Below are 22,861 nucleotides of genomic sequence, written 5' to 3' on the forward strand. Positions count from 1 at the left end.
AGAATTTTTAAAGGTGAGCGGGTGGTCCCCGGACAAGATGCCAATTCCACTGAGTTAGTTTCGGTTTACTTTTTCTCTGAGCGAGAGGGACAAGCGCCTGAACGCTTTGAAACACTCTTGATGAAACATCTATTGTTTTGTCGAATTCGGGCTCTTCAGCCTGAACCTCAAAAACGGATGACGAGAGATCGGCAACGAGAACAGAGTCAGGGGTTGGTTGATCCGTTAGGTGCTTCTCGGCGTTTTCAGCCGATGCCGCGTAGCTGGAAGTACTAAATGCGACAAGCAATAAGCACAGCAGTAGCTGATAGCATCCTTTTTGGAGCCAGTTTATTTCAGCTTTATGTACTGCGTATTTTTGCATTTGTTTGATCTTAGTAAATGTCTCAGTTCACAAATTAGAGTATATAGGATGATTCGACAACTCATTTTTTACCTATTAAGTAATACATGGGTATGTTTTGTTCAAAATACAAGCTAAGCACTGACATTATGACTTTCAGCACGTATACTGTTGCCCATCGGTTCTCCTTAACCGTGCAACTACAATAGGATTCTATGTCAGATAATCAACAGAACAACAGTACGCCAGAATATGAAGTTGAAATTCCGGGCCGTGAGCAATTGCTTGAACTGGTAACCTCAAACAGTAAACCAGTTCAGTTTGATGAGTTCATTCGTCATTTTGGTTTAGATGATGAGCGCCAGGCAATTGGTTTGAAACGGCGTTTGCGCGCTATGGAGCGAGACGGACAGCTTATATACAGCAAAGCGAATGCTTATGGTCTGCCTGAGCGTATGGATTTGATCAAAGGTCGTATCATTGGTCATAAAGACGGTTTTGGATTTTGTCAGACTGAGGATGGCGGTAAAGACTTGTTTATTCCGCATCATCAAATGTATTCAGTTTTGCATGGTGATCGCGTACTGGTCAAAACCAGCGGTAAAGATAGCCGTGGTCGCACCGAAGGCCGTATCGTCAGAGTTACAGAGCCTCGCGACAGCAATATTGTAGGGCGCTACTTTATTGAACATGGTCTGGGCATAGTGGTACCGGACGACGGCCGTGTCAGTCAGGATATTCTTATTCCGGATGCGGATAAAAATGGCGCGCGTCATGGACAACTTGTGGTCGTTGAAATTACCCGACGCCCAAGCCGCCGTACCAGCCCTATTGGTCGGGTCAGCGAAGTGCTGGGTGAACATATGGCACCGGGTATGGAAATTCAGGTCGCGATTCGTGAACACGATATCCCTAATGAATGGCCTGCTGAGGTTGATGGAGAACTGAAAAAATATAGTGAAGAAGTTCCGGCTGAGGCTTACGAGGGCCGTAAAGACTTACGTGATCTGCCGCTTATCACTATCGATGGTGAGGACTCCCGCGACTTTGATGATGCCGTTTGTTGTGTGCAGGAAGAGAAAGGCTGGCGCCTTTGGGTCGCAATTGCTGACGTGTCTTATTATGTTCGTCCGGAAACCGTTCTTGATAAAGCGGCAACGGAACGCGGTAATTCAGTTTATTTTCCCAGCAATGTAATTCCAATGCTACCGGAAAAGCTGTCCAATGGTTTGTGTTCGTTAAACCCTGATGTCGACCGTTTGTGCATGGTTGCTGAAATGGAATTAGGGCCTCGCGGAAAACTGAAGTCTACAGAGTTTTATCCGGCAGTAATGAAAAGCCATGCGCGGTTGACTTACAATAAAGTTAAAAAGCTACTGGATGGCGATGAAGAACTGCAACAACAGTACCAGCATGTTATGGACAATGTGCAGGAACTGGAGCGACTTTATAACGCATTAAGTGCAGCTCGTAAGCGCCGCTCAGCTATTGAGTTCGATACGCAGGAAACCCGCTTTATTTTTAATGCTCAGCGTAAAATTGAGAGTATCGAACCGGTTAAACGTCATATTGCTCACAAAATTATTGAAGAGTGCATGATTATGGCAAACGTGGCTTCTGCTCAGCTTATAGAGTCTGATAAAGAAGTTGGCGCGTTGTTCCGGGTACATGAAACTCCGGCTGATGAACGACTGAATAATTTCCGCAGTTTTCTTGGTGAACTGGGTCTGAACCTGGAAGGCGGTGATGAGCCATCTCCAAAAGACTACGCGACTTTGCTTGAGCAAGTGAAGGATCGCCAAGATCATGAACTGATTGAAACCATGTTGTTGCGCTCTATGCAGCAGGCGGTATATCAACCAGAGAATAAAGGGCATTTTGGCTTGGCATTGAAGTCTTATGCACACTTTACGTCACCTATTCGTCGTTATCCTGACCTGATTTTGCACCGCGCGATAAAAGCAATTTTGCGTAAGAAAAAAGGCGAAGAGAAAGGTTTAGTGGGTGCATGGGCATACTCAGAGAAGCAATTGGACGAACTGGGTGTACATACTTCAATGACCGAGCGACGTGCAGATGATGCCACCCGTCAGGTTGACGAGTGGTTGAAATGTGAATTTATGCTCGATCACGTCGGCATGGAATTTGAAGGGATTATTTCCTCGGTAACTAACTTTGGCCTGTTTGTGCGCTTGAGCGACTATCAAATCGATGGGCTGGTTCACATCAGTAATCTTGATAACGACTATTATCACTTCGATCAACAGAAAGGCATGTTGGTTGGCGAAAACAGCAACAGCGTTTTTCGCTTGGGTGACAATGTTAAAGTCAAAGTAAAAGACGTAAATCTGGATGATCGAAAAATTGATTTAACGTTGCTGGAAGCGACGAGTCCGGGCGGCCAGAAACGCAATATGCCAGCTAAAGGTTCAGGCAAAGGTAAGAGAAAAGGACAGTCTCGCGGAAAAGGCGGCCAACGGAAAAGTGGTAATCGCGGCAGCAATAAAGGACGTAGTAAGTCATGAGTCAAAAAGTGACCGTATTTGGCTTGCACGCGGTGCGGGCCATATTAAAAAATCATCCGGATCGTTTGGTGGAACTCTATGTTTCTAAAGAGCGTCAGGATGATTCGGTACGTGACATTGTCAATCAATGCCACGCGACGGGCGTCAGACCTCAATGGGTGCCTAAACAAGCTCTGGAAAAACGCGCGGAAGGCGGTAACCATCAGGGCGTAGTCGCGACCGTTCAGTCGCCGCCTACTTTAACCGAGCATGACTTACCTAAATTACTGGAACAAAGCCAGCAAGCCGGGTTGTTCTTAATACTCGATGGCGTGACTGATCCGCACAATTTAGGTGCATGCCTGCGCACGGCCGATGCAGCAGGTGTTACGGGCGTTATTGTGCCAAAAGATAAGTCGGCTCAAATTACCCCAACCGTGCGTAAGGTGGCATCCGGTGCAGCCGAGAACGTTCCTCTTATTGTGGTAACCAACTTAGCCCGGGCGCTTCGTGACTTACAGGAGTTGGGCGTGTGGGTATACGGTACTGCAGGCGAAGCGACTCAATCTGTTTATGATGTTGATTACAGAGGTCCTGTCGCTTTGGTTATGGGAGCCGAAGGTAAAGGCATGAGACGCCTTACCCGCGAAACCTGTGATGATTTAGTCTCCATTCCTTTATCTGGTAGTGTCAGTAGCTTAAATGTTTCTGTAGCCAGTGGTGTTTGCTTATTTGAGGTTGTCAGACAGCGTAATGGATCTTAAACGTCGCCTTTTGCCTATAGCTATTGCTCTGGCAATGATTGCAGTATTGTTTGTCAGCTGGACGCCTAACTGGGAATCGCCTACCTGGCTGCGTTCAGAGAAACCCTATGCTAACTTTCACTTTGACGTAGAGGATGACGCGACTCAATCTGTGCAGAATCTAGCCTTTGATATTAGTAATCGACTCGATGTCAGGCACGAGTGGCACAGAGTTGAGGACAGTAATGCTGAATGGCAAGTCACTCTGGTGTTCGCTGAACAACAGGATGCGGTACAAATTGATGCTACAGCACGTCGCCAGGGTAAAATAGTGGACCACATTGTAGTTCGTGGCGAAAAAGCCGTAGCAAACGAATTAGCCGACCGCATTGTTGCTTTACTCAGCTCCCGCATTGAAAAAGCCCATAAAAACGCCGATTAATTTGCAATTGGCGTTCATTTTAGTTAGTATCGCGCGGCTTAAATCAGCCATATTTTCATTTTACTGAATGTGTTCCTTGCTTCTATGTTAGTGCGGCTGAGCTAAACTGAGGCTATACGAACCAAAAGGAAACTGTAATGCGTCATTACGAAATCGTATTTATGGTCCACCCGGACCAAAGCGAGCAAGTACCTGGCATGATCGAGCGCTACAGCGAAACGATCAAGCAAGGTGGTGGTGAAATCCATCGTTTAGAAGACTGGGGCCGTCGTCAATTGGCTTACCCAATCAACAAACTGCACAAAGCGCACTATGTTCTGTTGAACATTGAAGCGTCTGCAGAGGTTGTGGAAGAGCTTGAAACTGCATTCCGTTATAACGATGCAGTATTGCGCAATATGATCATGCGTAAAAAAGAATCTATTACTGAGCCTTCGCCGCTGACTAAGCCGAAGGAAGATCGTAAAGGTGACAGTGAAGCAGCGTAAGCTTGCTGACTTTCAATAACCCTTATGAATCGACTGCATTTAACCGGAACGCTTGGCAAAGTACCTAAGCTGGAAACCAGCCCGTCAGGTATTGAGCATTTACAATTAGTGATTGAGCATCGGTCTATGCAACCGGAAGCTGGTATGAATCGTCAATCTTATGTGCGTATTCAGGTCGTTTTAAGTGGTGAAGGTTTACAACACTGGTTAGAAAAATTGACGGTGGGTTGTGAAGTTTTAGCAGAAGGTTTTCTGCACCGTCACGAGGATAGCAATGGCTCACCTCGTTTGGTACTTCATGCTCAGCATCTCGAATTGATTTAAGGAGACCATCATGGCTCGTTTTTTTCGTCGCCGCAAATTCTGCCGCTTTAAAGCAGATGGCGTAAAAGAAATTGATTATAAAGATATCGCTACGCTTAAGAACTACATTACTGAAACTGGTAAAATCGTTCCTAGCCGTATTACTGGAACATCCGCTAAGTATCAGCGTCAGTTAGCGCGCGCTATCAAGCGTGCTCGTTATTTGTCACTGCTGCCTTATACTGATTCACATCAGTAAGCTAGCACCGGTTCGATTACCAAAAGTAGAGGTAGCGAGAAATGAATGTCATTTTGTTAGATAAAATTGCTAACTTGGGAAGCCTTGGCGATCAAGTCAGTGTAAAATCTGGTTATGCACGTAACTTCCTTTTCCCTCAGGGAAAAGCTGTACCTGCAACCAAAAGCAACGTTGATTTATTTGAACAACGTCGCGCTGAGTATGAAGCGAAGTTAGCTGATCAATTAGCAGCCGCTCAAGCTCGTGCTGAGAAAGTTAACGCTCTGGAAGCTGTTACTATTGCTTCTAAAGCTGGCGATGAAGGCAAACTATTTGGCTCTATCGGTACTCGCGACATCGCTGATGCAGTAACAGCTGCTGGCGTTGAAGTGAAGAAGAGCGAAGTTTTAATGCCGCATGGTACATTACGTGAAGTAGGTGAGTTTGATATTGAACTGCACTTGCATGCCGATGTATTTGCAAACATTACATTGAAAGTTGTACCGGCTGAATAAGTCAGTGCACTGTCTGAAAAAGCTGCCTTCGGGCAGCTTTTTTTTTGCAAAATTTTCATCACTAAAGTGATTCTTATGGCAATATGCTGTAACGGCGGAAAAAAATAGGGAGCGAAAAGTGAAAAAGATATTATCGTTAGTTGGATTCATACTATTGACGGTCAGTTCGGTTAGTCTGGCGCAGGAAAAAGTTGATGAGACACTTTCTACGTCGCCCGGGGCTCAAGTGTTAATTGACAACATGAGAGGGAAGGTCGAACTCATTACCCATGATAAAGACGAGATACGGGTCGTTGGTACATTAGATGAAAAAGCCGAGAGGTTTATTTTTGAACAAAGGGGAAGTCGTATCCAAATTAAAGTTGAGACCCCGCAAGAAAGAGGATTTAACTTTTCTTCGGATGATAAAGGTTCCGATCTGAAAATATACTTGCCTGACTCTATGGATATAAAAGTGAATGGCGTGTCTATGGAAGTCGTTGCTGAAGGCTTTAATGGTGGGTTGGAAATTCGGTTGGTTAGCGGGGATATAACAGTCAATCAAGTTGCCAATCGCATACTGCTGAAGACGGTTAGCGGGAATATTAACGCTGAAAAGATAAGCGGCGATGTTCGTTTTGAGACGGTCAGTGGCGATATTAAGGATATAAATAACAGTGCTGACTCCGCAACTTACCAGTCTGTTAGTGGTGATATTACCAGTCAATCGGATTCTATTTCTGATTTTACGGCACAATCGGTTTCGGGTGATATTAGCGCAAAAGTCGGCACACTGAATAAGGCTAAGATGACTACGGTTAGCGGCGATGCAATATTAACTGCCGGTCTGTCCGAGAGCGCCCGTATAGAAACAAATTCAGTCAGTGGCGATTTAACTTTTAAGTGGGTAGGTGACATCCACGCAGACTTCAATATTAAGTCTAACGCGGGCGGTGAAATTACAAACCGCTTAAGCGACGAAAAAGCAACTGAAGCCGAGTGGGGGCCATCCTCTAAGTTAGAGTTTACAGTTGGAGACGGTGGAGCGTCTGTTTCCGCGACAACGGTTAGTGGTGAAATAATGCTCGATAGAAATTAAATCGTGCTGTTAGGTGTTGCTTCGCTTTCTAAACAAGAGGGGATTTTGTATAGTAATCCCCTCTTATTATTTCCCTTTGCGAGACAACTTTCCCCATGGCAGAGAAGTCAAAAAAACGCGACGCGTCAATAGAAGCACTGCGCTCAGCACCCCATTCAATTGAAGCTGAACAATCCGTTCTTGGCGGTTTAATGCTGGATAATGATGCCTGGGACAATGTTGCCGGTAGCGTTATCGCTGAAGACTTCTATCATCGTTCGCACAGACTCATTTTTAAAGCCATGCACGAGCTTGCTCAGCGCAGTCAGCCAATGGACTTGGTGACGGTTTCCGAAAACCTGGAAACCGCCGGAGAGCTTGAGCAAATAGGTGGTTTTGCCTACCTTGGAGAGATTGCAAAAAATACCCCCAGCGCGGCGAATATATTAGCTTATGCGAACATTGTTCGCGAACGAGCGGTGCTAAGGGAAATGATTGGTGCGGCAAATGATATTGCCGAGTCTGGTTACGACACTCAGGGCCGCAGCAGCGCAGAACTGCTCGATCTGGCTGAATCAAAAGTCTTCCAAATTGCAGAGAAGCGAGTCAGTTCCAGCGAAGGGCCGCAGGGTATTAACTTAATTCTTCAGCGCACAGTTAGCCGTATTGAGCAGTTGAGTAAACTGAAAAACAATAACGGCGTGACTGGTGTTTCTACCGGCTTTACGGATCTGGATCAGATGACTGCAGGCCTTCAGCCCTCCGACTTGATCATCGTAGCGGCACGTCCGTCTATGGGTAAAACAACCTTCGCTATGAACCTGGCAGAGAACATCGCACTCAATGATGACCGCCCGGTACTGGTGTTTAGTTTAGAGATGCCCGCAGAGCAGCTGATGATGCGTATGCTGGCTTCACTTAGCCGGGTCGACCAGAATAAAGTACGTACAGGTAAGCTTGAAGATGACGACTGGGCTCGCATCGCGTCCGTTATGAACATGCTAAACGATAAGAATAATATTTACATAGATGACTCGTCTGGCCTAACGCCGACCGAAGTGCGCTCCCGTGCTCGCCGGATCCATAGAGAGCACAAAGGAATCTCCATGATTATGGTGGATTATTTGCAATTAATGACAGTTCCGGGCATGTCGGAAAACCGGACTCTGGAAATTGCAGAAATATCTCGTTCTTTGAAGTCGCTAGCGAAAGAGCTGGAAGTGCCTGTGGTAGCGTTATCTCAGCTTAACCGTTCACTAGAGCAGCGCTCTGATAAAAGGCCCGTTAACTCAGATTTACGTGAGTCTGGCTCTATTGAGCAGGATGCGGATGTCATTATGTTTATTTACCGTGACGAGGTTTATCACCCAGATTCAGCCGAGCAAGGCCTGGCTGAAATTATTATCGGGAAACAGCGTAATGGACCTATTGGTAAAATTGAATTGAAGTTCCATGGGCAATTATCGAGGTTTGACAACTATGCCCGCCATGCCAGCGACGAGCGTTACTAGTCGTCGCTACTTGATTTTATCGAAGCAGATTTCGATGTAGGCTTTGCCAGAAACGTGGTTGAACGGCATAATCAGTTTCGAGCCTTCAGATTTGTGCGAAATGGTATGGTCTTTTCCTGAAACCACAATTGGAGTGGCCATATCAAAGTCGTAACCTTTTTCACCCAGGGTCTTTTTAGCTCCGCCGGTAACCATATTAGTGATTTCGCCGACCATATCGCAGACATCTTCGTTAATTGAGTTTGGTAGCTCGCCCAGCATTTTATTCATGATTTCACAGGCAAGGTTCTCCTCAAATGAAATTGAGAATGACCCTTTTATTTGTGGACCGACCATACCGATGATGCCGGATACATCGCCACGCGCATACTCATCTTTTTTCAGTTGCGCTTTACCGGGCTTCAATTCCATTTGAGCCATCATCGACAAGACATTTTGCAGTGCTTGAAGAAATGGGTTTACGAACTCGGCATTCATTTTCTATTCCTTTATCTCTTGCTGACACGTAATTGTGTCAGATGTATTTTCAACGGTCAGAATCAGGCTGCGATTGCCATGATCATCGACGACATTGATAGTGTTTACCTGGGCAGAAAAGCTATCCATTAACAGCTTATTTGAAACATCCCACCCACACAGGTTATCACGCTTTGGTATCTCCTGATAAACCCAAATTTTTTGATAGTCAGCTTCAAAACCTACCCAATTTGGCTCAACTTTATTGCCTTGCGAGTTTATCAGTTGAAATTTTTCAGTTATCCAGTCCCTGATATGTTTCTCAGAGCCTTCTTCTTCAAGTCTAAAAGTTTTGCCCAAACGCTTTTTAAGCACTTGTTGTACGTCATGCAAAGTATACTGATGAATGATTTCTATTGCCTGCGTGTTTTTATTCGCACTTATTTCGGTTAATCCGAAAAAATAGCGGTGCGCTGATACAGAAGGTATCAGCGCGAACAAAAAAACAGTAGCAGCAACCAGTTTAATCATCGTTGCCGGACTCCAACTCTTCGTTGTAGTCTTCCATCATGCTCTTATTACGGTCTTCACGCTTAAACAGTTCAATCCGGGAGGGCACAGCTCTTGCTGGCCAGTAGTTGTTACTGGTATCAACATCTGCTGTCTCCCAGTTAGGGTCAACAACAACCTGAGTTAAAGTTTTATCGCGAATTAGTAACTTACTCACTTTTTCCGGAGAGCGACGCCATACCTCGGCTGGAATACGAACATGCTCTTTACTGCCATCTTCAAAATGCAGATCAAGCAAAACTGGCATAACTAAGCCGCCTTTATTGGCGAAATCAAGTACATAGAAGTTGCTGCCATTCTTCAGCATTTCTTGTTGTTCTTCATTTAGCCCTTTTATGAGTTCTTTATATTTGTTGCGGTCAGCGTTAGTGACAGTGTAGTTATCGTTCTCATTATAAAAGTCAGCAAGATCCGGTTGCTGATGAATTTTATAATTAACATTGGCATTACGCTCAGTTGTCAAAGACTCTGGCTCAGCATCGTCTTGCTGCTTCTGCCATGCTTTTTCAATTTCAGGGTCTTGCGTGTTAATAGTTAACTGATTGACTTGCTCAAGGGCAATATCGACATGGTCGGTAGAGTAGAACCAACCTCTCCAGAACCAGTCTAAATCAACACCAGAGGCATCTTCTAATGTTCTGAATAAATCTTCTGGTGTTGGGCGTTTAAACTTCCAACGCTGCGCATACTGACGAAACGCGAAATCAAAGAGTTCACGACCAACGATTGTTTCACGCAATATATTAAGAGCGGTAGCTGGCTTTCCGTAGGCATTATTGCCGAACTGCAGAATCGACTCCGAGTTAGTCATAATTGGCATTTGGTTACTGCTGGCCATGTAACTGGTAATGTTACGCGGTTCACCGCGCCACGACGGGTAGTCTTTTTCCCATTTTTGTTCAGCCAGGAACTGCAGATAAGTATTGATACCTTCATCCATCCAGGTCCATTGACGCTCATCCGTATTGACAATCATTGGGAAATAAATATGACCAATCTCGTGAATGATGACTGAAATTAAGCCGTACTTGGTGCGTTTAGAGTAGTATTTTTCACCTGAATCTTCGTCAACGTATGGACGTGGGCCATTAAAGGTAATCATCGGGTATTCCATACCACCAACTGGACCATTCACCGATATAGCGACAGGATAAGGGTAGTCAAAGCTGTAATCGTTATAGTGCTCAATAGTGTGAATAATAGAGGCCGTTGAGTAACGTTCCCATAATGGGTTGCCTTCTTCAGGGTAAAACGACATCGCCAGTACATCGGTGTCATTCTTTTTGTAACCTTGGGCGTCCCAGATAAACTTGCGCGATGAAGCCCAGGCAAAGTCACGAACTTTATCGGCTTCGAAAATCCAGGTTTTAGTATTACTGGTGCCTTCTTTCTGGTTTTCTAATGCTTCTTCTTCAGTGACAATTTTTACCGGCTTGTCTGAACTACGGGCTTTTTCAAGGCGTTGACGCTGAGCAGAAGTAAGTACTTCCTCGGGGTTTTGCAAAACACCGGTGGAGGCAACAATATGATCAGCCGGAACCGTTATCTCCACACGGTAGTCGCCAAACTCTAAAGCGAATTCGCCATTGCCGATAAACTGTTTATTCTGCCAACCTTCTGCGTCGTAATATGCAGCCATGCGAGGGAACCACTGAGCCATCTCGTAAAGGTAGTTGCCGTCGTCTTCAAAGTATTCGTAACCTCCACGACCACCAAGTACTTCAGCTTCAATAATATTGAACTGCCAGTTGATATTAAAAGTGACACTTTCGCCGCTTTTAAGTGGCTCATCCAAATCTAGCCTTAGCATAGTGTCGTTAACGTAATGCGTTAGCGGTTCACCATCTTCGTTACTAATTTCAGTAAGCTCATAACCCGCCGGGAACTCTTCCTGAGTGAGCATACTCTCCATTCTGGAAAAGCTTACCCGATCTAAATCTCCGGTGGCTTGACTCTGTGGCCCAATGGAATCTTTCTTAAAACGGTTCTGGTCAAGCTGAACCCATAAGTAGCGCAAAGTATCGGGAGAATTATTGGTGTAAGTTATGGTGCTTTGTGCCGTAATACTTTGATTCTCATCGTCCAGAGTAACCTCAATTTTGTAGTCCGCTTCCTGTTGCCAGTAAGCATGTCCTGGAGCACCGGAAGCGGTACGGTAAATATTCGGACTACGGAATTTATCATCATTAAGTTGACGAAATTTGTCTTCAAAAGCTTGAGCAGTTGCCGCCTGATTAACGGTTAAACAAACCGCAGCAGTAGCAATAAGATGACTGAGCTTCATAGTGTTACCTATTGTTATTATTTAATAGCGCTATTATTTAAAGGCATTTGGTGCACAAACCATGTGCTTCTATAGTTTGGCTTTGAACCTTAAAACCTTGATCTTCGGCCTGACGCTTCAATTCGTCATAAACCCCTTCGGACTGAATTTCCTGAACATCGCCGCAGGAACTGCAGATTAACATTTGAACCGGATGTTGATGGTCGAAATGCGAGCAAAGAACAAAACTATTCGACGAAGTGATTTTATGAACGAAGCCTTGTTCTTGTAAAAAGTCTAAAGCGCGGTAGATCGTCGGGGGTTTAGCATTTGGTACAACTTCCCGCAGTTGATCAAGTAAATCGTATGCACCCACGGCTCCCGAATGCTCTGCGAGAATTGCGAAAACTTCACGGCGGGTATTTGTCAGGCGGGCACCGCGTTGCTGACAGAGTTTTTCAGCTTTTTGTATAAGTCGTTGTGCTTCTTGAGCTTTCATTATTGACTACAATTTATGATCATTTTAGTCATTGTAGAGAGTTTTAGGGGTAAGGAAAAGGGTTTTACGGAAGAGGCTGCTTACGGATGTATTCTGAGTTAAAATAGTCTGCTAACTATACTGACTTTGTCAGTTAACTTTTTACCGGGTGGATGTTTTGACCGAACCATATTCTTATAAGCTTTCTGTAGCCCCGATGCTGGACTGGACCGATCGCCATTGTCGGTATTTTCATCGTCTGCTGACCAGAAAGACCCTGCTTTATACCGAGATGGTAACGACAGGTGCGATTATTTTTGGTCAGCAGGACTTTCTGTCATTCAATGCAGAGGAACATCCGGTTGCTTTGCAACTTGGAGGTTCGGAGCCTGCGGCTATGGCGGAATGCGCACGTTTGGCACAAGAGCGGGGCTACGATGAAGTTAATATTAATGTGGGGTGTCCATCTGACCGAGTGCAAAACGGTAGCTTTGGCGCGTGTTTGATGGCTCAACCGGAAAAGGTTGCCGAGTGCGTAAAAGCAATGAAAGCAGTAACCGATATTCCGGTTACCGTAAAAACCCGTTTGGGCATTGATGAGCAGGATTCTGATGACTTTCTATATGAATTAACTGATGCCATTGTTGCTGCTGGTGTTGATCAACTGACTTTGCATGCCCGTAAAGCCTGGCTGCAAGGCCTTAGCCCGAAAGAAAACCGGGATATTCCAGAATTGCAGTATGAGCGGGTTTACCGGGCCCAAAAAAGATACCCTGATGTCCCCGTGGCGATTAACGGCGGAATTGTCGAATTGCAAGAGGTTAAGCAGCATTTAAACCAGGTTCATGGAGTGATGATTGGTCGGGCAGCCTACCAAAATCCGTGGTTACTTACTGAGCTTGATTCTTTGAGTGAAACGAAGCCGGCAGAGTTAACTCGTGAGGCTGTGGTTACCGCGATGATACCTTACATAGACAACCATATTCGACAGGGCGGGCGCGCCTGGCATGTCGCCCGCCATATGCTGGGACTGTTTCAGGGAATGACCGGAGGTAAGCGGTGGCGCCAGTATCTTAGTGTGAAAGGCCCCAGAGCTACTAGCGCCGAACAACTGCTTTATGGTGCTCTGGCTTTTCGCGATGATCACAGTCAGCACGTATCATCATTAACGTCATAAATTGACTAAAAGTTGGTGAAAAACACTAACCTGGAAAATCTTCTTTCTTTCAATTGAGAACGAAAAGTTATTATATAACAAATGGTTAGCGGTATTTAAAAAGATGGCACAACCTTTGAATTACATAGTGTGACTTAACTAACGCACTGTCATTTATTCAAAGGAGAAAATCATGAAAGCGTTAATCGTAAGTGTTGCCAGTGGTGTTATGTTGTTCAGTGCATCGGTCTCAGCTGCCGATGAGAATAGAGATTCTATCACTGCTGAGCTACAAGCTCAGATTGCTGAAATGTCTGAAGAAGCGATGCAAAGCATCAAACAGTCGGTTTCGGAGTCAATTGAAGAGTGGGTTATCGAGTTTATGCCCGACTTACAACTCGCTGAAACTGAGACTGACGCTTCCGAACAAAAAAATAAGCAGATTCAGTAAGGAGCCCCCGTGATTTTATTAGATCAATGGTGGCTCATTTGGTTGGCGGCGCCGGTAATAGGAACCTTAATTGTCGGCGCTGTCATAAGTTTCAGCGCATCACTGATGCGACATAGCTAGACTTTTGCTACTCTGCGTATATCTTCATATAAAAAATAAAAAGAGGAATACGTATGATGAAGTCTCTGATAGCCGCTTCTGTGCTGGCAGTTATTACCGGTTGTGCAACAGCAGGCCAAGCTGCAACCAGCGGTTCTGAACAAGCGGAATATACCGCTAGTGATAAAGCTGAAAAACTGGCGAAGCAGTATTTGCTGATAGACACACATATTGATGTACCTTATCGAATTCACGATAAGTGGGAAGATGTAACAGAGGCCACTGCAAAAGGGGATTTTGACTACCCTCGGGCAGTAGAAGGTGGCCTCGATGCCCCGTTTATGTCTATTTATATTCCGGCCTCTTATGAAGAGAGTGGCGGTAGTGTTCAGTTGGCTCATGAGCTTATCGATGGTATGGAAGCCCTTGTCGGACGTGCACCAGATAAGTTCGCAATGGCTTATAGCACTGATGATATCCGCGAAAATAAAGAGCAGGGCTTAATGTCAATTGCGTTGGGAATGGAAAACGGCACTCCTATCGAAGGCGATCTTGATAACCTGCATATGTTCTATGAGCGCGGTATTCGCTACATTACTTTAGCTCACTCATTATCTAATCACATTTCAGACTCTTCTTATGACATTCGCCGTCAATGGGATGGCTTAAGCCCATTTGGTAAAGAACTGGTCAAAGAAATGAATAATGTCGGCGTTATGGTCGATGTGTCGCACATTTCCGATGACGCGTTTTACCAGGCGGTTGAAATTAGTGAAGCTCCGGTCATTGCGTCGCATTCGTCGCTGCGTTCTTACACCCCGGGTTTTGAACGAAATATGAGCGATGACATGCTAAAAGCTCTGGCTAAAAATGAAGGCGTTATCCAAATTAACTTTGGTTCTTCGTTTTTGGCAGAGCAGGCCAATCGTTACCGTGACATGATGAAAAAACGGATTAGCGCAGTAAAAGAACAATACGGCGAAGACAGCGACGAAGCGAAACGTCGCATTAAGGACATTGAAGCCAATAATCCGTATCCATTTGCGACTTTAGATACCGTTTTAGACCATATCGATCATGTACGTGACTTGATTGGGGTTGAACACATAGGTGTAGGCTCTGACTACGACGGTGTTGGTGACTCCCTGCCGGTTGGACTAAAAGACGTATCTAGCTATCCAAATCTTGTTCAGGGATTGATGGACAGAGGGTACTCAGATAAAGAAATTGAAATGATTCTGGGTGGTAATTTAATGCGTGTTTGGGGACAAGTTGAAGATTACGCCAAAACACATTAAGGCCTTGACTCCAGGCCGTGAATCGGTATAATTCGCGGCCACGTCTTTTGAGTTTATCGGCTTTGGCCGTGTGAAAGGCGTTCGACAACAGTCCCGATTGGGGACTGAATGGTTGACGTAGAACATCGCACCCCCGGTATGTGCCAGGGAGGTTGCGATTTTCTGTGCTCTTTTTTAAATGCTCTTTTATTGAGGCTTTGATTTATTTATGGCTAATCAAAGAATTCGGATTCGTTTGAAAGCGTTCGATCACCGTCTGATCGACCAGTCGACTGCAGAGATTGTTGAAACTGCAAAACGCACTGGTGCTCAGGTACGTGGTCCTATCCCACTGCCAACACGGAAAGAACGCTTCACCGTGCTGATTTCTCCACACGTGAATAAAGACGCGCGTGACCAGTACGAAATCCGCACCCACAAGCGTCTGATTGATATCATGGACCCTACTGACAAAACGGTTGACGCGCTTATGCGTTTAGATTTGGCAGCTGGCGTTGATGTACAGATCAGCTTGGGTTAAGTGGGCAGTAATAGGATTACACACGAGAGGTTTTAACAATGGCTATAGGTCTAGTCGGTCGTAAAGTAGGAATGACGCGTGTCTTCCAGGAAGACGGCGCTTCTGTTCCTGTTACTGTGATCGAAGTGCTGGCGAACCGTGTGACTCAGGTTAAATCTGATGACACTGACGGTTACCGTGCCCTTCAAGTAACCACAGGCGAGAAGAAAGCGAGCCGTGTAACCAAGCCTTTAGCAGGTCACTTTGCTAAAGCTGGTACAGAGGCTGGTCGTGGTCTTTGGGAATTCCGCCTGCAAAATGGCGAAGGCGAAGATTACGCAGTAGGTTCTGAACTGACTGTTGATATTTTTGCAGAAGTTAACAAAGTAGACGTTACTGGTACTTCAAAAGGTAAAGGCTTTGCCGGTACTGTGAAGCGCTGGAACTTCAGCATGCAGGACGCTACTCATGGTAACTCATTATCTCACCGTGCACCGGGTTCAATCGGTCAAAACCAGTCGCCTGGTAAAGTATTCAAAGGCAAGAAAATGGCTGGTCAGATGGGTAATGAGCAAGTCACTACGCAATCACTTGAATTAGTTCGGGTTGATGCAGAGCGCAGCTTGTTGTTGATCAAAGGTGCGGTCCCGGGTGCAACCGGAAGTGATGTGATCGTTAAACCAGCGGTCAAGGCATAACGTCTGAGGAGAATAGTGATGGAATTAACATTGAAAGACGCAAAAGGCGCTCTTGAGGTTTCCGAAGCTACCTTTGGACGTGAGTTTAATGAAGCCCTTGTCCATCAAGTAGTTGTAGCTTACGCTGCAGGTGCTCGTCAGGGCACAAAAGCTCAGAAAACTCGTTCTGAAGTAGCCGGTGGTGGTAAGAAACCTTGGCGTCAAAAAGGTACTGGTCGTGCCCGTGCAGGTACAATCCGTAGTCCTATCTGGCGTTCTGGTGGTGCGACTTTTGCAGCTAAACCGCAAAATCACAGCCAGAAAGTAAACAAAAAAATGTACCGCGGTGCGATTAAAAGCATTTTGTCGGAACTGATTCGTCAGGAACGTTTGATTGTTGTTGAGAAGTTTGGTGTTGATGAGCCAAAAACAAAGCAACTGGCAGCGAAACTGAAAGAAATGGATCTGAACGACGTTTTGATCGTGACAAAAGAAGTTGATGAGAACCTGTTCTTAGCTTCTCGCAACTTGCATAAAGTCGACGTGCGTGATGTTCAGGGTATTGACCCTGTCAGTCTGATTGCTTTCGAGAAAGTGCTGATGACTGCTGACGCCGTCAAGCAGCTTGAGGAGGTGTTATCATGATGCGCGAAGAACGTTTGCTTAAAGTGATTTTAGCACCTCACGTTTCGGAAAAATCGACTAACACTGCTGAAAATAACAACACGGTTGTTTTTAAAGTAGCTGTTGATGCGACTAAAACCGAAATCAAAGCGGCTGTCGAAAAATTGTTTGAAGTTGAAGTCAAAAACGTACGTACAGTAAACGTGAAGGGTAAAACCAAACGTACTGGTTCTCGTTTCGGGAAACGCAGTGACTGGAAGAAAGCGTATGTTGCCTTGAATGAAGGTGCTGACATTGACTTCTCAGGCGGCGCTGAGTAACAGGAGGAATAAACATGGCTGTAGTTAAAAGTAAGCCTACGTCTCCGGGTCAACGCCACGTCGTTAAAGTCGTCGGTCAGGACCTGTACAAAGGCAAGCCTTACGCACCGTTGCTGGAAAAAAACAGCAAGTCTGGTGGTCGTAACAATAACGGTCGTATCACGGTTCGTCACATTGGCGGTGGTCATAAACACCACTACCGTGTAATCGACTTTAAACGTAATAAAGATGGTATCCCTGCAAAGGTTGAGCGTATTGAATACGATCCTAACCGTTCAGCGAATATCGCTTTAGTTTTGTATGCTGACGGTGAACGCCGTTACATTCTGGCTCCGAAAAACCTATCAGTAGGCGATCGTATCCAGTCTGGTGTTGACGCACCAATCAAGCCTGGTAACAGTCTGCCAATGCGCAACATCCCTGTGGGTAGTGTTGTTCACGCGGTAGAGTTACAGCCAGGTAAAGGCGCACAAATGGCTCGTTCAGCGGGTGCTTATTGCCAGATTCTTGCGCGTGACGGTGCTTATGTTACTGTTCGCTTACGTTCAGGTGAGATGCGTCGCGTTCAGTCTGAAGGTCGTGCAACTATCGGTGAAGTAGGCAACGCAGAACACATGCTGCGTCAATTGGGTAAAGCCGGTGCAAACCGCTGGCGTGGTATTCGTCCGACCGTTCGTGGTGTGGCGATGAACCCAGTTGATCACCCTCACGGTGGTGGTGAAGGCCGTACCTCTGGTGGACGTCATCCTGTGACTCCATGGGGCACGCCGACCAAGGGCTACAAAACCCGTAAAAACAAGCGTACTGATAAGTTCATCGTACGCCGTCGCAACAAATAAGAGTTGAGGATAAAACATGCCACGTTCTCTTAAAAAAGGTCCATTTATTGACCTTCACCTGCTAAATAAGGTGGAGAAAGCGTTGGAAGCCGGGGATAAAAAGCCAATTAAAACTTGGTCCCGTCGTTCAATGATCATCCCAGATATGATCGGCCTGACAATCGCTGTTCACAACGGTCGTCAGCACGTTCCTGTCTACGTGACAGATGAAATGATCGGTCATAAATTAGGCGAATTCGCGCCAACCCGTACTTATCGCGGCCATGCTGCTGATAAGAAAGCGAAGAAACGGTAAGAGGTAGAGAGTGATGGAAGCAATTGCTAAACACCAATTTGCCCGCGTTTCAGCGCAGAAGGGCCGTTTGGTCGCAGACCAAATCCGTGGACTTCCAGTAGAAAAAGCACTGGATATCCTGGCATACAGCCCCAAAGCAGCTGCTGGCTTAATCAAGAAAGTTCTTGAGTCAGCAATCGCGAACGCGGAACATAACGAAGGTGCGGATATTGATGAACTTAAAGTAAGCCGAGTCTTTTTAGACGAAGGTCCTACTATGAAGCGCATCAAGCCACGGGCGAAAGGCCGTGCCGATCGTATCTTTAAGCGCACCAGCCACATTACTGTGGTCGTGTCAGATAGCTAGGAGATAAATTATGGGTCAGAAAGTACATCCTAATGGTATTCGCCTAGGTATCTCCAGACCATGGAATGCAACCTGGTATGCGAATACAAATGAGTTCGCTGATAACCTGCACAGTGATTTTCAGGTACGTAAGTTCCTGAACAAAGAACTGCGCAATGCATCAGTCTCTCGTATCGTTATCGATCGTCCAGCTAAGAGCGTTCGTGTGACTATTCACACTGCACGTCCTGGCGTGGTTATCGGTAAGAAAGGCGAAGACGTAGAAAAACTGCGTAAGCAAGTTTCTAAATTGACAGGTGCTCCTGCGCAAATCAATATCTCAGAAGTTCGTAAGCCTGAGTTGGATTCGCAGTTAGTAGCTGACAATATTTCTGGTCAGTTGGAACGTCGTGTCATGTTCCGTCGTGCTATGAAGCGTGCTGTACAAAACGCCATTCGCTTAGGTGCCAAAGGTATCAAAGTTGAAGTGAGTGGTCGTTTAGGCGGCGCAGAAATTGCGCGTACTGAGTGGTATCGTGAAGGCCGTGTACCGCTGCACACATTACGTGCAGACATCGACTACTCGACCTCAGAAGCGAACACCACTTACGGTATCATCGGTGTTAAGGTCTGGATTTTCCGTGGTGAGGTTCTTGGTGGACTTCCAACTGAAGAAAAGCCAGCTCCTAAGCGCGGCAAGAACCGTAAGTAAGGAGAGACGATATGTTACAACCTAAGCGTACAAAATTCCGTAAGGTTCACACAGGCCGCAACCGTGGTCTGGCGCAGTCTGGTAACAAAGTCAGCTTCGGTACTTTTGGTTTAAAAGCTACTGATCGTGGTCGTATGACCGCGCGTCAAATCGAAGCAGGCCGTCGTGCAATGACTCGTCACGTTAAGCGTCAAGGTAAAATCTGGATCCGTGTATTTCCTGACAAGCCTATTACCAAAAAGCCTTTAGAAGTTCGTATGGGTAAAGGTAAAGGTAACGTCGAATACTGGGTTGCTCAGATTCAACCAGGTCGCGTTCTGTATGAAATGGACGGTGTTCCTGAAGAGTTGGCACGTGAAGCGTTCCGCCTGGCGGCACGTAAACTGCCTTTCAAAACCACTTTTGTGACTCGGACGGTAATGTGATGAAAGCAAGTGAACTGAAAGATAAAACCGTTGAGCAGCTGCAAGAAGAGTTGTTAGGCTTGCGTCGTGAGCAGTTTAATCTGCGCATGCAGGCAGCAACTGGTCAGCTGAATCAGACTCACATGATGAAACAAGTGCGTCGTGATATCGCACGTGTTAAAACCATCTTAAATGAGAAGGCAGGTGCGTAATGACTGACGAAAAACGTGTTCGTACTCTGCAAGGCAAAGTTGTCAGCGATAAGATGGATAAAACCATCACTGTAGCTGTTGAACGTCGTGTAAAGCACCCGGTATACGGGAAGTACATCACGCGTACAACTAAAGTACATGCGCATGACGAAGAAAACCAGGTTAAAGCTGGCGATACCGTGATTGTTCGCGAATGTCGTCCGCTGTCTAAGAATAAATCTTGGACTCTGGAAGAAATCGTTGATCGCGCTACTGTTGTCTAAACGCAGATAGCGATAAGAAATTAAAAAGCCTCCCTTGCGGAGGCTTTTTTTTTGATCTAAACCTTAATAGGTTTAGTACAAATATCTGAAATTAAATAAATTTCTTTTTAACATAAGAAATAATAAATACGCACATTAATGCGTAGTTCTCAGAGGGAGACAATTCATGTCAAAAAGTTTATTTTTTGCAGCTACTGTGCTTGCGGCAAGTCCGGTCATTGCTGCTCCTCAAGATAGTAATTCGGTTGAACAGGAAATACAGGCGTTAAAAGAACGCTTAGCTCAATTGGAAAAACGGCTTGAAGAAAAGGAAGAGCGTGAAAAAGAAGAAGTCGTTGTTGTAAAAGAACGAGAAGTAGAAAAAGGCAGTGAAACTGCCAGCAAAGAAAGCAGTTCGAACCGCAGAGTTGTCTATGACTCCGGAGTCCATGCGCGTTTAGACGAGCTGGAGAAGAAAACTGAAGAGAATGAAAACTGGCCGATCAAGATTCATGGCGCGGTTCGTTTTCAATATGAATACAACAATTATGACTCAGATAACGAAAACCGCGGTGGCGATTTGGACTTCGATATTTTCCGTCTGAACTTTGATGGAGAAATGGGAGGTGTCATCCTTTCTGCTGAATATCGTTGGTTTAATTATCAGGACGTTATTAAACACGCCTGGTTTGGTTATGACTTCACCGATAAACTGCAGGGGCAGGTTGGTGTTGTAAAAATCCCATTTGGCAACATGCCTTACAACTCCCACAGTTATTTCTTCAATAGTACTTTCTATGTTGGTCTTGAAGATGAACATGATAACGGCATTCGGTTTAAATACCGTGGCGATGAGTGGGATTTCGATTTAGCATACCTGAAATCAGATGAGCAGGGCGGTATTGATGGCTCAACTTCTGATCGTACAGCGCGCTATAACTATGACACCGTGGGTATTCGGTTACCCGGTCAGGGCGCTTACGATGAACCTGGTTTACCTGTAGGTGAGAGCAATAGTTATGCTTTCAGAACCGCGCGTAAGTTTAGCTTCAGCGACGATGAGAACTTAGAGCTTGGTGTATCTTTGCAAGGCGGGAATTTGTATTCAGGAACGGCCGCTGAAGGCTTTACAGATGCACAGGCGTATGAGAATCAGAATGTTGGTAATCGCATGGCCTGGGCCGCTCATGGTGTCTACAATAACGGACCATGGAACGTACAATTACAGTATTCAGACTATGACTACGATATAAAACTGGAAAACCGTGGCGTTTACATGGCTGCTTACGCTTATTACGACGCAATTCCTACTGAAGCGAAACTGTATACAGCCAATGTTGCTTATACTTTACCAGTAGATATTGGGCCTCTGACAAGCTTAACTTTCTATAATGACCATAGCTTAATGACCGATAAAATGGGTTATCAAGATGATACCTGGATGAACGTTCTAGGAGTTGCTGTTGCAGCCGGTGGCGGTTTTTATACTTACGTTGATTATGTAAGAGCAAAAAACCAACCGTTTATTGGTGGTAATACCGCAACTGATGGTGGCGAGGTCAATGACCGCTTTAATATTAACTTTGGTTATTATTTCTAAAGCGACTTAAGCTTTGACTGCAAAAGACATGGAACCTTATGGTTCCATGTCTTTTTTATTAGGCAGGATATGCTCGTAAGAATCCCCTTCCTGACGAAAGTCTTTCGTTCGATTAAACATCTTCAGTTCTGTATGTAATGCGGCTTTAGCCATAATGTGCGCACTAATAGGTGCCGTCAAAAACAGAAATATCGCAATCAATAGCTCGTTTAGGTTAATTGACCCTTGTACCGAAGTAATAAGAATGGAAGCTATGACTATGCCGCCAATGCCTATTGTGGTGTTTTTCGTGGGGGCGTGTAAACGGGTAAAAAAGTCCGGGAGTATGGCTAACCCCAAAGAGCCAATAAAGGCGAAAATAGCGCCTAATAAGATAAAGAAGGCCGCTAGCCATTGTGACCATGCCGGTAATTGGTTTAGTGCATCCATAAGGTTTTCCTCTTTATTCTATTAAGTCGCCACGCAGTAAAAACTTACCTGCTGCGATGGTGCTGACAAAACCGAACATGGCAATGAGTAACGCCGCTTCAAAATAGGTTTGCGTGTTTTGGTACATACCCAGCAAAAGCAGTAAAGCCAGCGAATTAATGTAAATTGTATCCAACGCTAATATTCTGTCCGGTAGATCGGGCCCTTTAATAAGGCGCCAAAAATTCATTAATACTGATAAACTGAATAATAAGAAGGCAATGTGCAATACCGTCGTTAACATTGGAATATCTCCTTCAGGCGACGCTCGTAACGGTTTCGAATTGTTTTTATGACTTCTTCCGGGCTTTCTTCTGAGAATGCGTGAATAAGAATGCCTTTTCGTCCACGAGTAATTTCACAGGATACCGTTCCCGGTGTCAGTGTTATGGTACTTGCGAGAAGAGTAACCGGAAGTTCTTCTTTCATATCCAGTGGGAAAACAAACAGCGCGGGTTTAATCGAGCGGGGCTTCCCAAGAATCATACCGGCAACCTTAAAGTTAGCCACGACAATGTCATTCAGCAGAATGAAAAAATAAACGACAGCAAGGTCGGGCCGCTTAACCTTCGCAAAATTAGGCCAGGCGTCACGGAATAAAAATGGAATAAACCAGGAAAATAAAGCGCCCAGTATGACTACCCCGGGCGAAACCGAGTTAAACAATAGAACCCATAGCGTCAATAAGAAAAAAGATAACAAAGGTGTCGGAAATAGCTTTTTCATAGT

32 protein-coding genes are annotated in these 22,861 nt (G+C 45.3%); 24 read left to right on the forward strand and 8 right to left on the reverse strand.

The genetic code is table 11. From position 1 onward, the window contains the following. Positions 1 to 7: 7 nt before the first annotated feature. On the reverse strand, positions 8 to 364 hold the full coding sequence (locus RJ32_RS11825; RefSeq protein WP_034822516.1) for a hypothetical protein: 357 nt from the start codon (positions 362 to 364) through the stop codon (positions 8 to 10). A 194-nt stretch (positions 365 to 558) separates the two neighbouring features. On the opposite strand from RJ32_RS11825, the gene rnr reads away from it, so the two are divergent. The 9 genes from rnr (at position 559) to dnaB (ending at position 8,144) form a co-directional block, all read left to right on the forward strand. Continuing rightward, positions 559 to 2,868 carry a ribonuclease R gene (rnr, locus tag RJ32_RS11830; RefSeq protein ID WP_034822518.1) on the forward strand — a complete coding sequence of 770 codons (2,310 nt, stop codon included), beginning with the start codon at positions 559 to 561 and terminating at the stop codon, positions 2,866 to 2,868. Then, the gene (gene rlmB, locus RJ32_RS11835) at positions 2,865 to 3,611 is read left to right on the forward strand and encodes a 23S rRNA (guanosine(2251)-2'-O)-methyltransferase RlmB (protein WP_034822520.1); all 747 of its coding nucleotides are present in this window, start codon (positions 2,865 to 2,867) and stop codon (positions 3,609 to 3,611) included. The genes rnr and rlmB overlap by 4 nt, the downstream gene beginning before the upstream one ends. Beyond that, entirely contained in the window at positions 3,601 to 4,032 is a 432-nt protein-coding gene (locus RJ32_RS11840) for a hypothetical protein (RefSeq protein ID WP_034822521.1), read from the forward strand. Before rlmB ends, RJ32_RS11840 begins: the two co-directional genes overlap by 11 nt. Positions 4,033 to 4,169: 137 nt before the next feature. Continuing rightward, positions 4,170 to 4,520: a 30S ribosomal protein S6 gene (gene rpsF, locus RJ32_RS11845; RefSeq protein WP_034822522.1), complete on the forward strand. Its 351-nt coding sequence runs from the start codon at positions 4,170 to 4,172 to the stop codon at positions 4,518 to 4,520. Positions 4,521 to 4,544: 24 nt separating this feature from the next. Continuing rightward, positions 4,545 to 4,844 (forward strand): primosomal replication protein N, encoded by a 300-nt coding sequence (gene priB, locus RJ32_RS11850; protein WP_011235167.1) that lies wholly within the window; start codon positions 4,545 to 4,547, stop codon positions 4,842 to 4,844. 10 nt (positions 4,845 to 4,854) lie between these two features. Beyond that, positions 4,855 to 5,082: a 30S ribosomal protein S18 gene (rpsR, locus tag RJ32_RS11855; protein ID WP_011235166.1), complete on the forward strand. Its 228-nt coding sequence runs from the start codon at positions 4,855 to 4,857 to the stop codon at positions 5,080 to 5,082. Between the two features lie 41 nt (positions 5,083 to 5,123). After that, on the forward strand, positions 5,124 to 5,576 hold the full coding sequence (gene rplI, locus RJ32_RS11860) for a 50S ribosomal protein L9 (protein WP_034822523.1): 453 nt from the start codon (positions 5,124 to 5,126) through the stop codon (positions 5,574 to 5,576). A 118-nt stretch (positions 5,577 to 5,694) separates the two neighbouring features. Continuing rightward, positions 5,695 to 6,654, forward strand: a complete 960-nt coding sequence (locus RJ32_RS11865) for a DUF4097 family beta strand repeat-containing protein (RefSeq protein WP_034822524.1) — start codon at positions 5,695 to 5,697, stop codon at positions 6,652 to 6,654. Positions 6,655 to 6,749: 95 nt separating this feature from the next. Continuing rightward, positions 6,750 to 8,144, forward strand: a complete 1,395-nt coding sequence (gene dnaB / locus RJ32_RS11870; protein ID WP_034822525.1) for a replicative DNA helicase — start codon at positions 6,750 to 6,752, stop codon at positions 8,142 to 8,144. A gap of 6 nt (positions 8,145 to 8,150) precedes the next feature. On the opposite strand, the gene RJ32_RS11875 is transcribed toward dnaB, so the two are convergent. The 4 genes from RJ32_RS11875 to zur are packed head-to-tail and all read right to left on the reverse strand — an operon-like array spanning position 8,151 to position 11,932. Continuing rightward, a complete protein-coding gene (locus RJ32_RS11875) occupies positions 8,151 to 8,621 on the reverse strand; it encodes a chemotaxis protein CheX (RefSeq protein ID WP_034822526.1) in 471 nt (156 codons plus the stop codon). 3 nt (positions 8,622 to 8,624) lie between these two features. Next, the gene (locus RJ32_RS11880; protein ID WP_034822527.1) at positions 8,625 to 9,131 is read right to left on the reverse strand and encodes a DUF6702 family protein; all 507 of its coding nucleotides are present in this window, start codon (positions 9,129 to 9,131) and stop codon (positions 8,625 to 8,627) included. Further along, entirely contained in the window at positions 9,124 to 11,454 is a 2,331-nt protein-coding gene (locus RJ32_RS11885) for a M1 family metallopeptidase (protein WP_034822529.1), read from the reverse strand. Before RJ32_RS11885 ends, RJ32_RS11880 begins: the two co-directional genes overlap by 8 nt. 37 nt (positions 11,455 to 11,491) lie before the next feature. Continuing rightward, the gene (gene zur, locus RJ32_RS11890) at positions 11,492 to 11,932 is read right to left on the reverse strand and encodes a zinc uptake transcriptional repressor Zur (RefSeq protein ID WP_034822531.1); all 441 of its coding nucleotides are present in this window, start codon (positions 11,930 to 11,932) and stop codon (positions 11,492 to 11,494) included. Positions 11,933 to 12,089: 157 nt separating this feature from the next. Here zur and dusA point away from each other — a divergent pair, with 157 nt between their 5' ends. The 15 genes from dusA to RJ32_RS11965 all read left to right on the forward strand — a co-directional run bounded on the left by dusA (position 12,090) and on the right by RJ32_RS11965 (position 21,664). Then, a complete protein-coding gene (gene dusA, locus RJ32_RS11895) occupies positions 12,090 to 13,088 on the forward strand; it encodes a tRNA dihydrouridine(20/20a) synthase DusA (RefSeq protein WP_034822532.1) in 999 nt (332 codons plus the stop codon). Between the two features lie 172 nt (positions 13,089 to 13,260). Further along, positions 13,261 to 13,518: a hypothetical protein gene (locus RJ32_RS11900; protein WP_034822533.1), complete on the forward strand. Its 258-nt coding sequence runs from the start codon at positions 13,261 to 13,263 to the stop codon at positions 13,516 to 13,518. 176 nt (positions 13,519 to 13,694) lie between these two features. After that, on the forward strand, positions 13,695 to 14,915 hold the full coding sequence (locus tag RJ32_RS11905; RefSeq protein WP_034822555.1) for a dipeptidase: 1,221 nt from the start codon (positions 13,695 to 13,697) through the stop codon (positions 14,913 to 14,915). 208 nt (positions 14,916 to 15,123) lie between these two features. Next, on the forward strand, positions 15,124 to 15,435 hold the full coding sequence (rpsJ, locus tag RJ32_RS11910; protein ID WP_008488677.1) for a 30S ribosomal protein S10: 312 nt from the start codon (positions 15,124 to 15,126) through the stop codon (positions 15,433 to 15,435). A gap of 38 nt (positions 15,436 to 15,473) precedes the next feature. Further along, positions 15,474 to 16,112 carry a 50S ribosomal protein L3 gene (rplC, locus tag RJ32_RS11915; protein ID WP_011235153.1) on the forward strand — a complete coding sequence of 213 codons (639 nt, stop codon included), beginning with the start codon at positions 15,474 to 15,476 and terminating at the stop codon, positions 16,110 to 16,112. A gap of 18 nt (positions 16,113 to 16,130) precedes the next feature. Continuing rightward, entirely contained in the window at positions 16,131 to 16,736 is a 606-nt protein-coding gene (rplD, locus tag RJ32_RS11920) for a 50S ribosomal protein L4 (RefSeq protein ID WP_011235152.1), read from the forward strand. Beyond that, complete coding sequence (gene rplW / locus RJ32_RS11925; protein WP_011235151.1) at positions 16,733 to 17,035, forward strand: 50S ribosomal protein L23; 303 nt, start codon at positions 16,733 to 16,735, stop codon at positions 17,033 to 17,035. The genes rplD and rplW overlap by 4 nt, the downstream gene beginning before the upstream one ends. A gap of 14 nt (positions 17,036 to 17,049) precedes the next feature. Then, a complete protein-coding gene (rplB, locus tag RJ32_RS11930; RefSeq protein WP_011235150.1) occupies positions 17,050 to 17,874 on the forward strand; it encodes a 50S ribosomal protein L2 in 825 nt (274 codons plus the stop codon). Positions 17,875 to 17,890: 16 nt separating this feature from the next. Further along, positions 17,891 to 18,169 (forward strand): 30S ribosomal protein S19, encoded by a 279-nt coding sequence (rpsS, locus tag RJ32_RS11935; RefSeq protein ID WP_034822534.1) that lies wholly within the window; start codon positions 17,891 to 17,893, stop codon positions 18,167 to 18,169. Between the two features lie 13 nt (positions 18,170 to 18,182). Further along, entirely contained in the window at positions 18,183 to 18,515 is a 333-nt protein-coding gene (rplV, locus tag RJ32_RS11940) for a 50S ribosomal protein L22 (RefSeq protein ID WP_011235148.1), read from the forward strand. Positions 18,516 to 18,525: 10 nt separating this feature from the next. Further along, on the forward strand, positions 18,526 to 19,206 hold the full coding sequence (rpsC, locus tag RJ32_RS11945; RefSeq protein ID WP_034822535.1) for a 30S ribosomal protein S3: 681 nt from the start codon (positions 18,526 to 18,528) through the stop codon (positions 19,204 to 19,206). Positions 19,207 to 19,217: 11 nt separating this feature from the next. Then, positions 19,218 to 19,631, forward strand: a complete 414-nt coding sequence (rplP, locus tag RJ32_RS11950) for a 50S ribosomal protein L16 (protein ID WP_011235146.1) — start codon at positions 19,218 to 19,220, stop codon at positions 19,629 to 19,631. After that, positions 19,631 to 19,822 (forward strand): 50S ribosomal protein L29, encoded by a 192-nt coding sequence (gene rpmC / locus RJ32_RS11955; protein WP_011235145.1) that lies wholly within the window; start codon positions 19,631 to 19,633, stop codon positions 19,820 to 19,822. The genes rplP and rpmC overlap by 1 nt, the downstream gene beginning before the upstream one ends. After that, complete coding sequence (gene rpsQ / locus RJ32_RS11960; protein WP_011235144.1) at positions 19,822 to 20,085, forward strand: 30S ribosomal protein S17; 264 nt, start codon at positions 19,822 to 19,824, stop codon at positions 20,083 to 20,085. The genes rpmC and rpsQ overlap by 1 nt, the downstream gene beginning before the upstream one ends. A gap of 166 nt (positions 20,086 to 20,251) precedes the next feature. Next, entirely contained in the window at positions 20,252 to 21,664 is a 1,413-nt protein-coding gene (locus RJ32_RS11965; RefSeq protein WP_034822536.1) for a hypothetical protein, read from the forward strand. Positions 21,665 to 21,700: 36 nt separating this feature from the next. Here the strand turns inward: RJ32_RS11965 and RJ32_RS11970 are convergent, their stop codons facing one another. The 3 genes from RJ32_RS11970 to RJ32_RS11980 are packed head-to-tail and all read right to left on the reverse strand — an operon-like array spanning position 21,701 to position 22,858. Next, a complete protein-coding gene (locus RJ32_RS11970) occupies positions 21,701 to 22,093 on the reverse strand; it encodes a Na+/H+ antiporter subunit G (protein WP_011235142.1) in 393 nt (130 codons plus the stop codon). Positions 22,094 to 22,106: 13 nt separating this feature from the next. Further along, positions 22,107 to 22,376: a K+/H+ antiporter subunit F gene (locus RJ32_RS11975; protein WP_034822537.1), complete on the reverse strand. Its 270-nt coding sequence runs from the start codon at positions 22,374 to 22,376 to the stop codon at positions 22,107 to 22,109. After that, the gene (locus RJ32_RS11980) at positions 22,370 to 22,858 is read right to left on the reverse strand and encodes a Na+/H+ antiporter subunit E (protein WP_034822538.1); all 489 of its coding nucleotides are present in this window, start codon (positions 22,856 to 22,858) and stop codon (positions 22,370 to 22,372) included. Before RJ32_RS11980 ends, RJ32_RS11975 begins: the two co-directional genes overlap by 7 nt. Positions 22,859 to 22,861: the final 3 nt, after the last annotated feature.

It is taken from the genome of Idiomarina sp. 28-8 (assembly GCF_000320945.2).
Taxonomy (GTDB): domain Bacteria; phylum Pseudomonadota; class Gammaproteobacteria; order Enterobacterales; family Alteromonadaceae; genus Idiomarina; species Idiomarina loihiensis.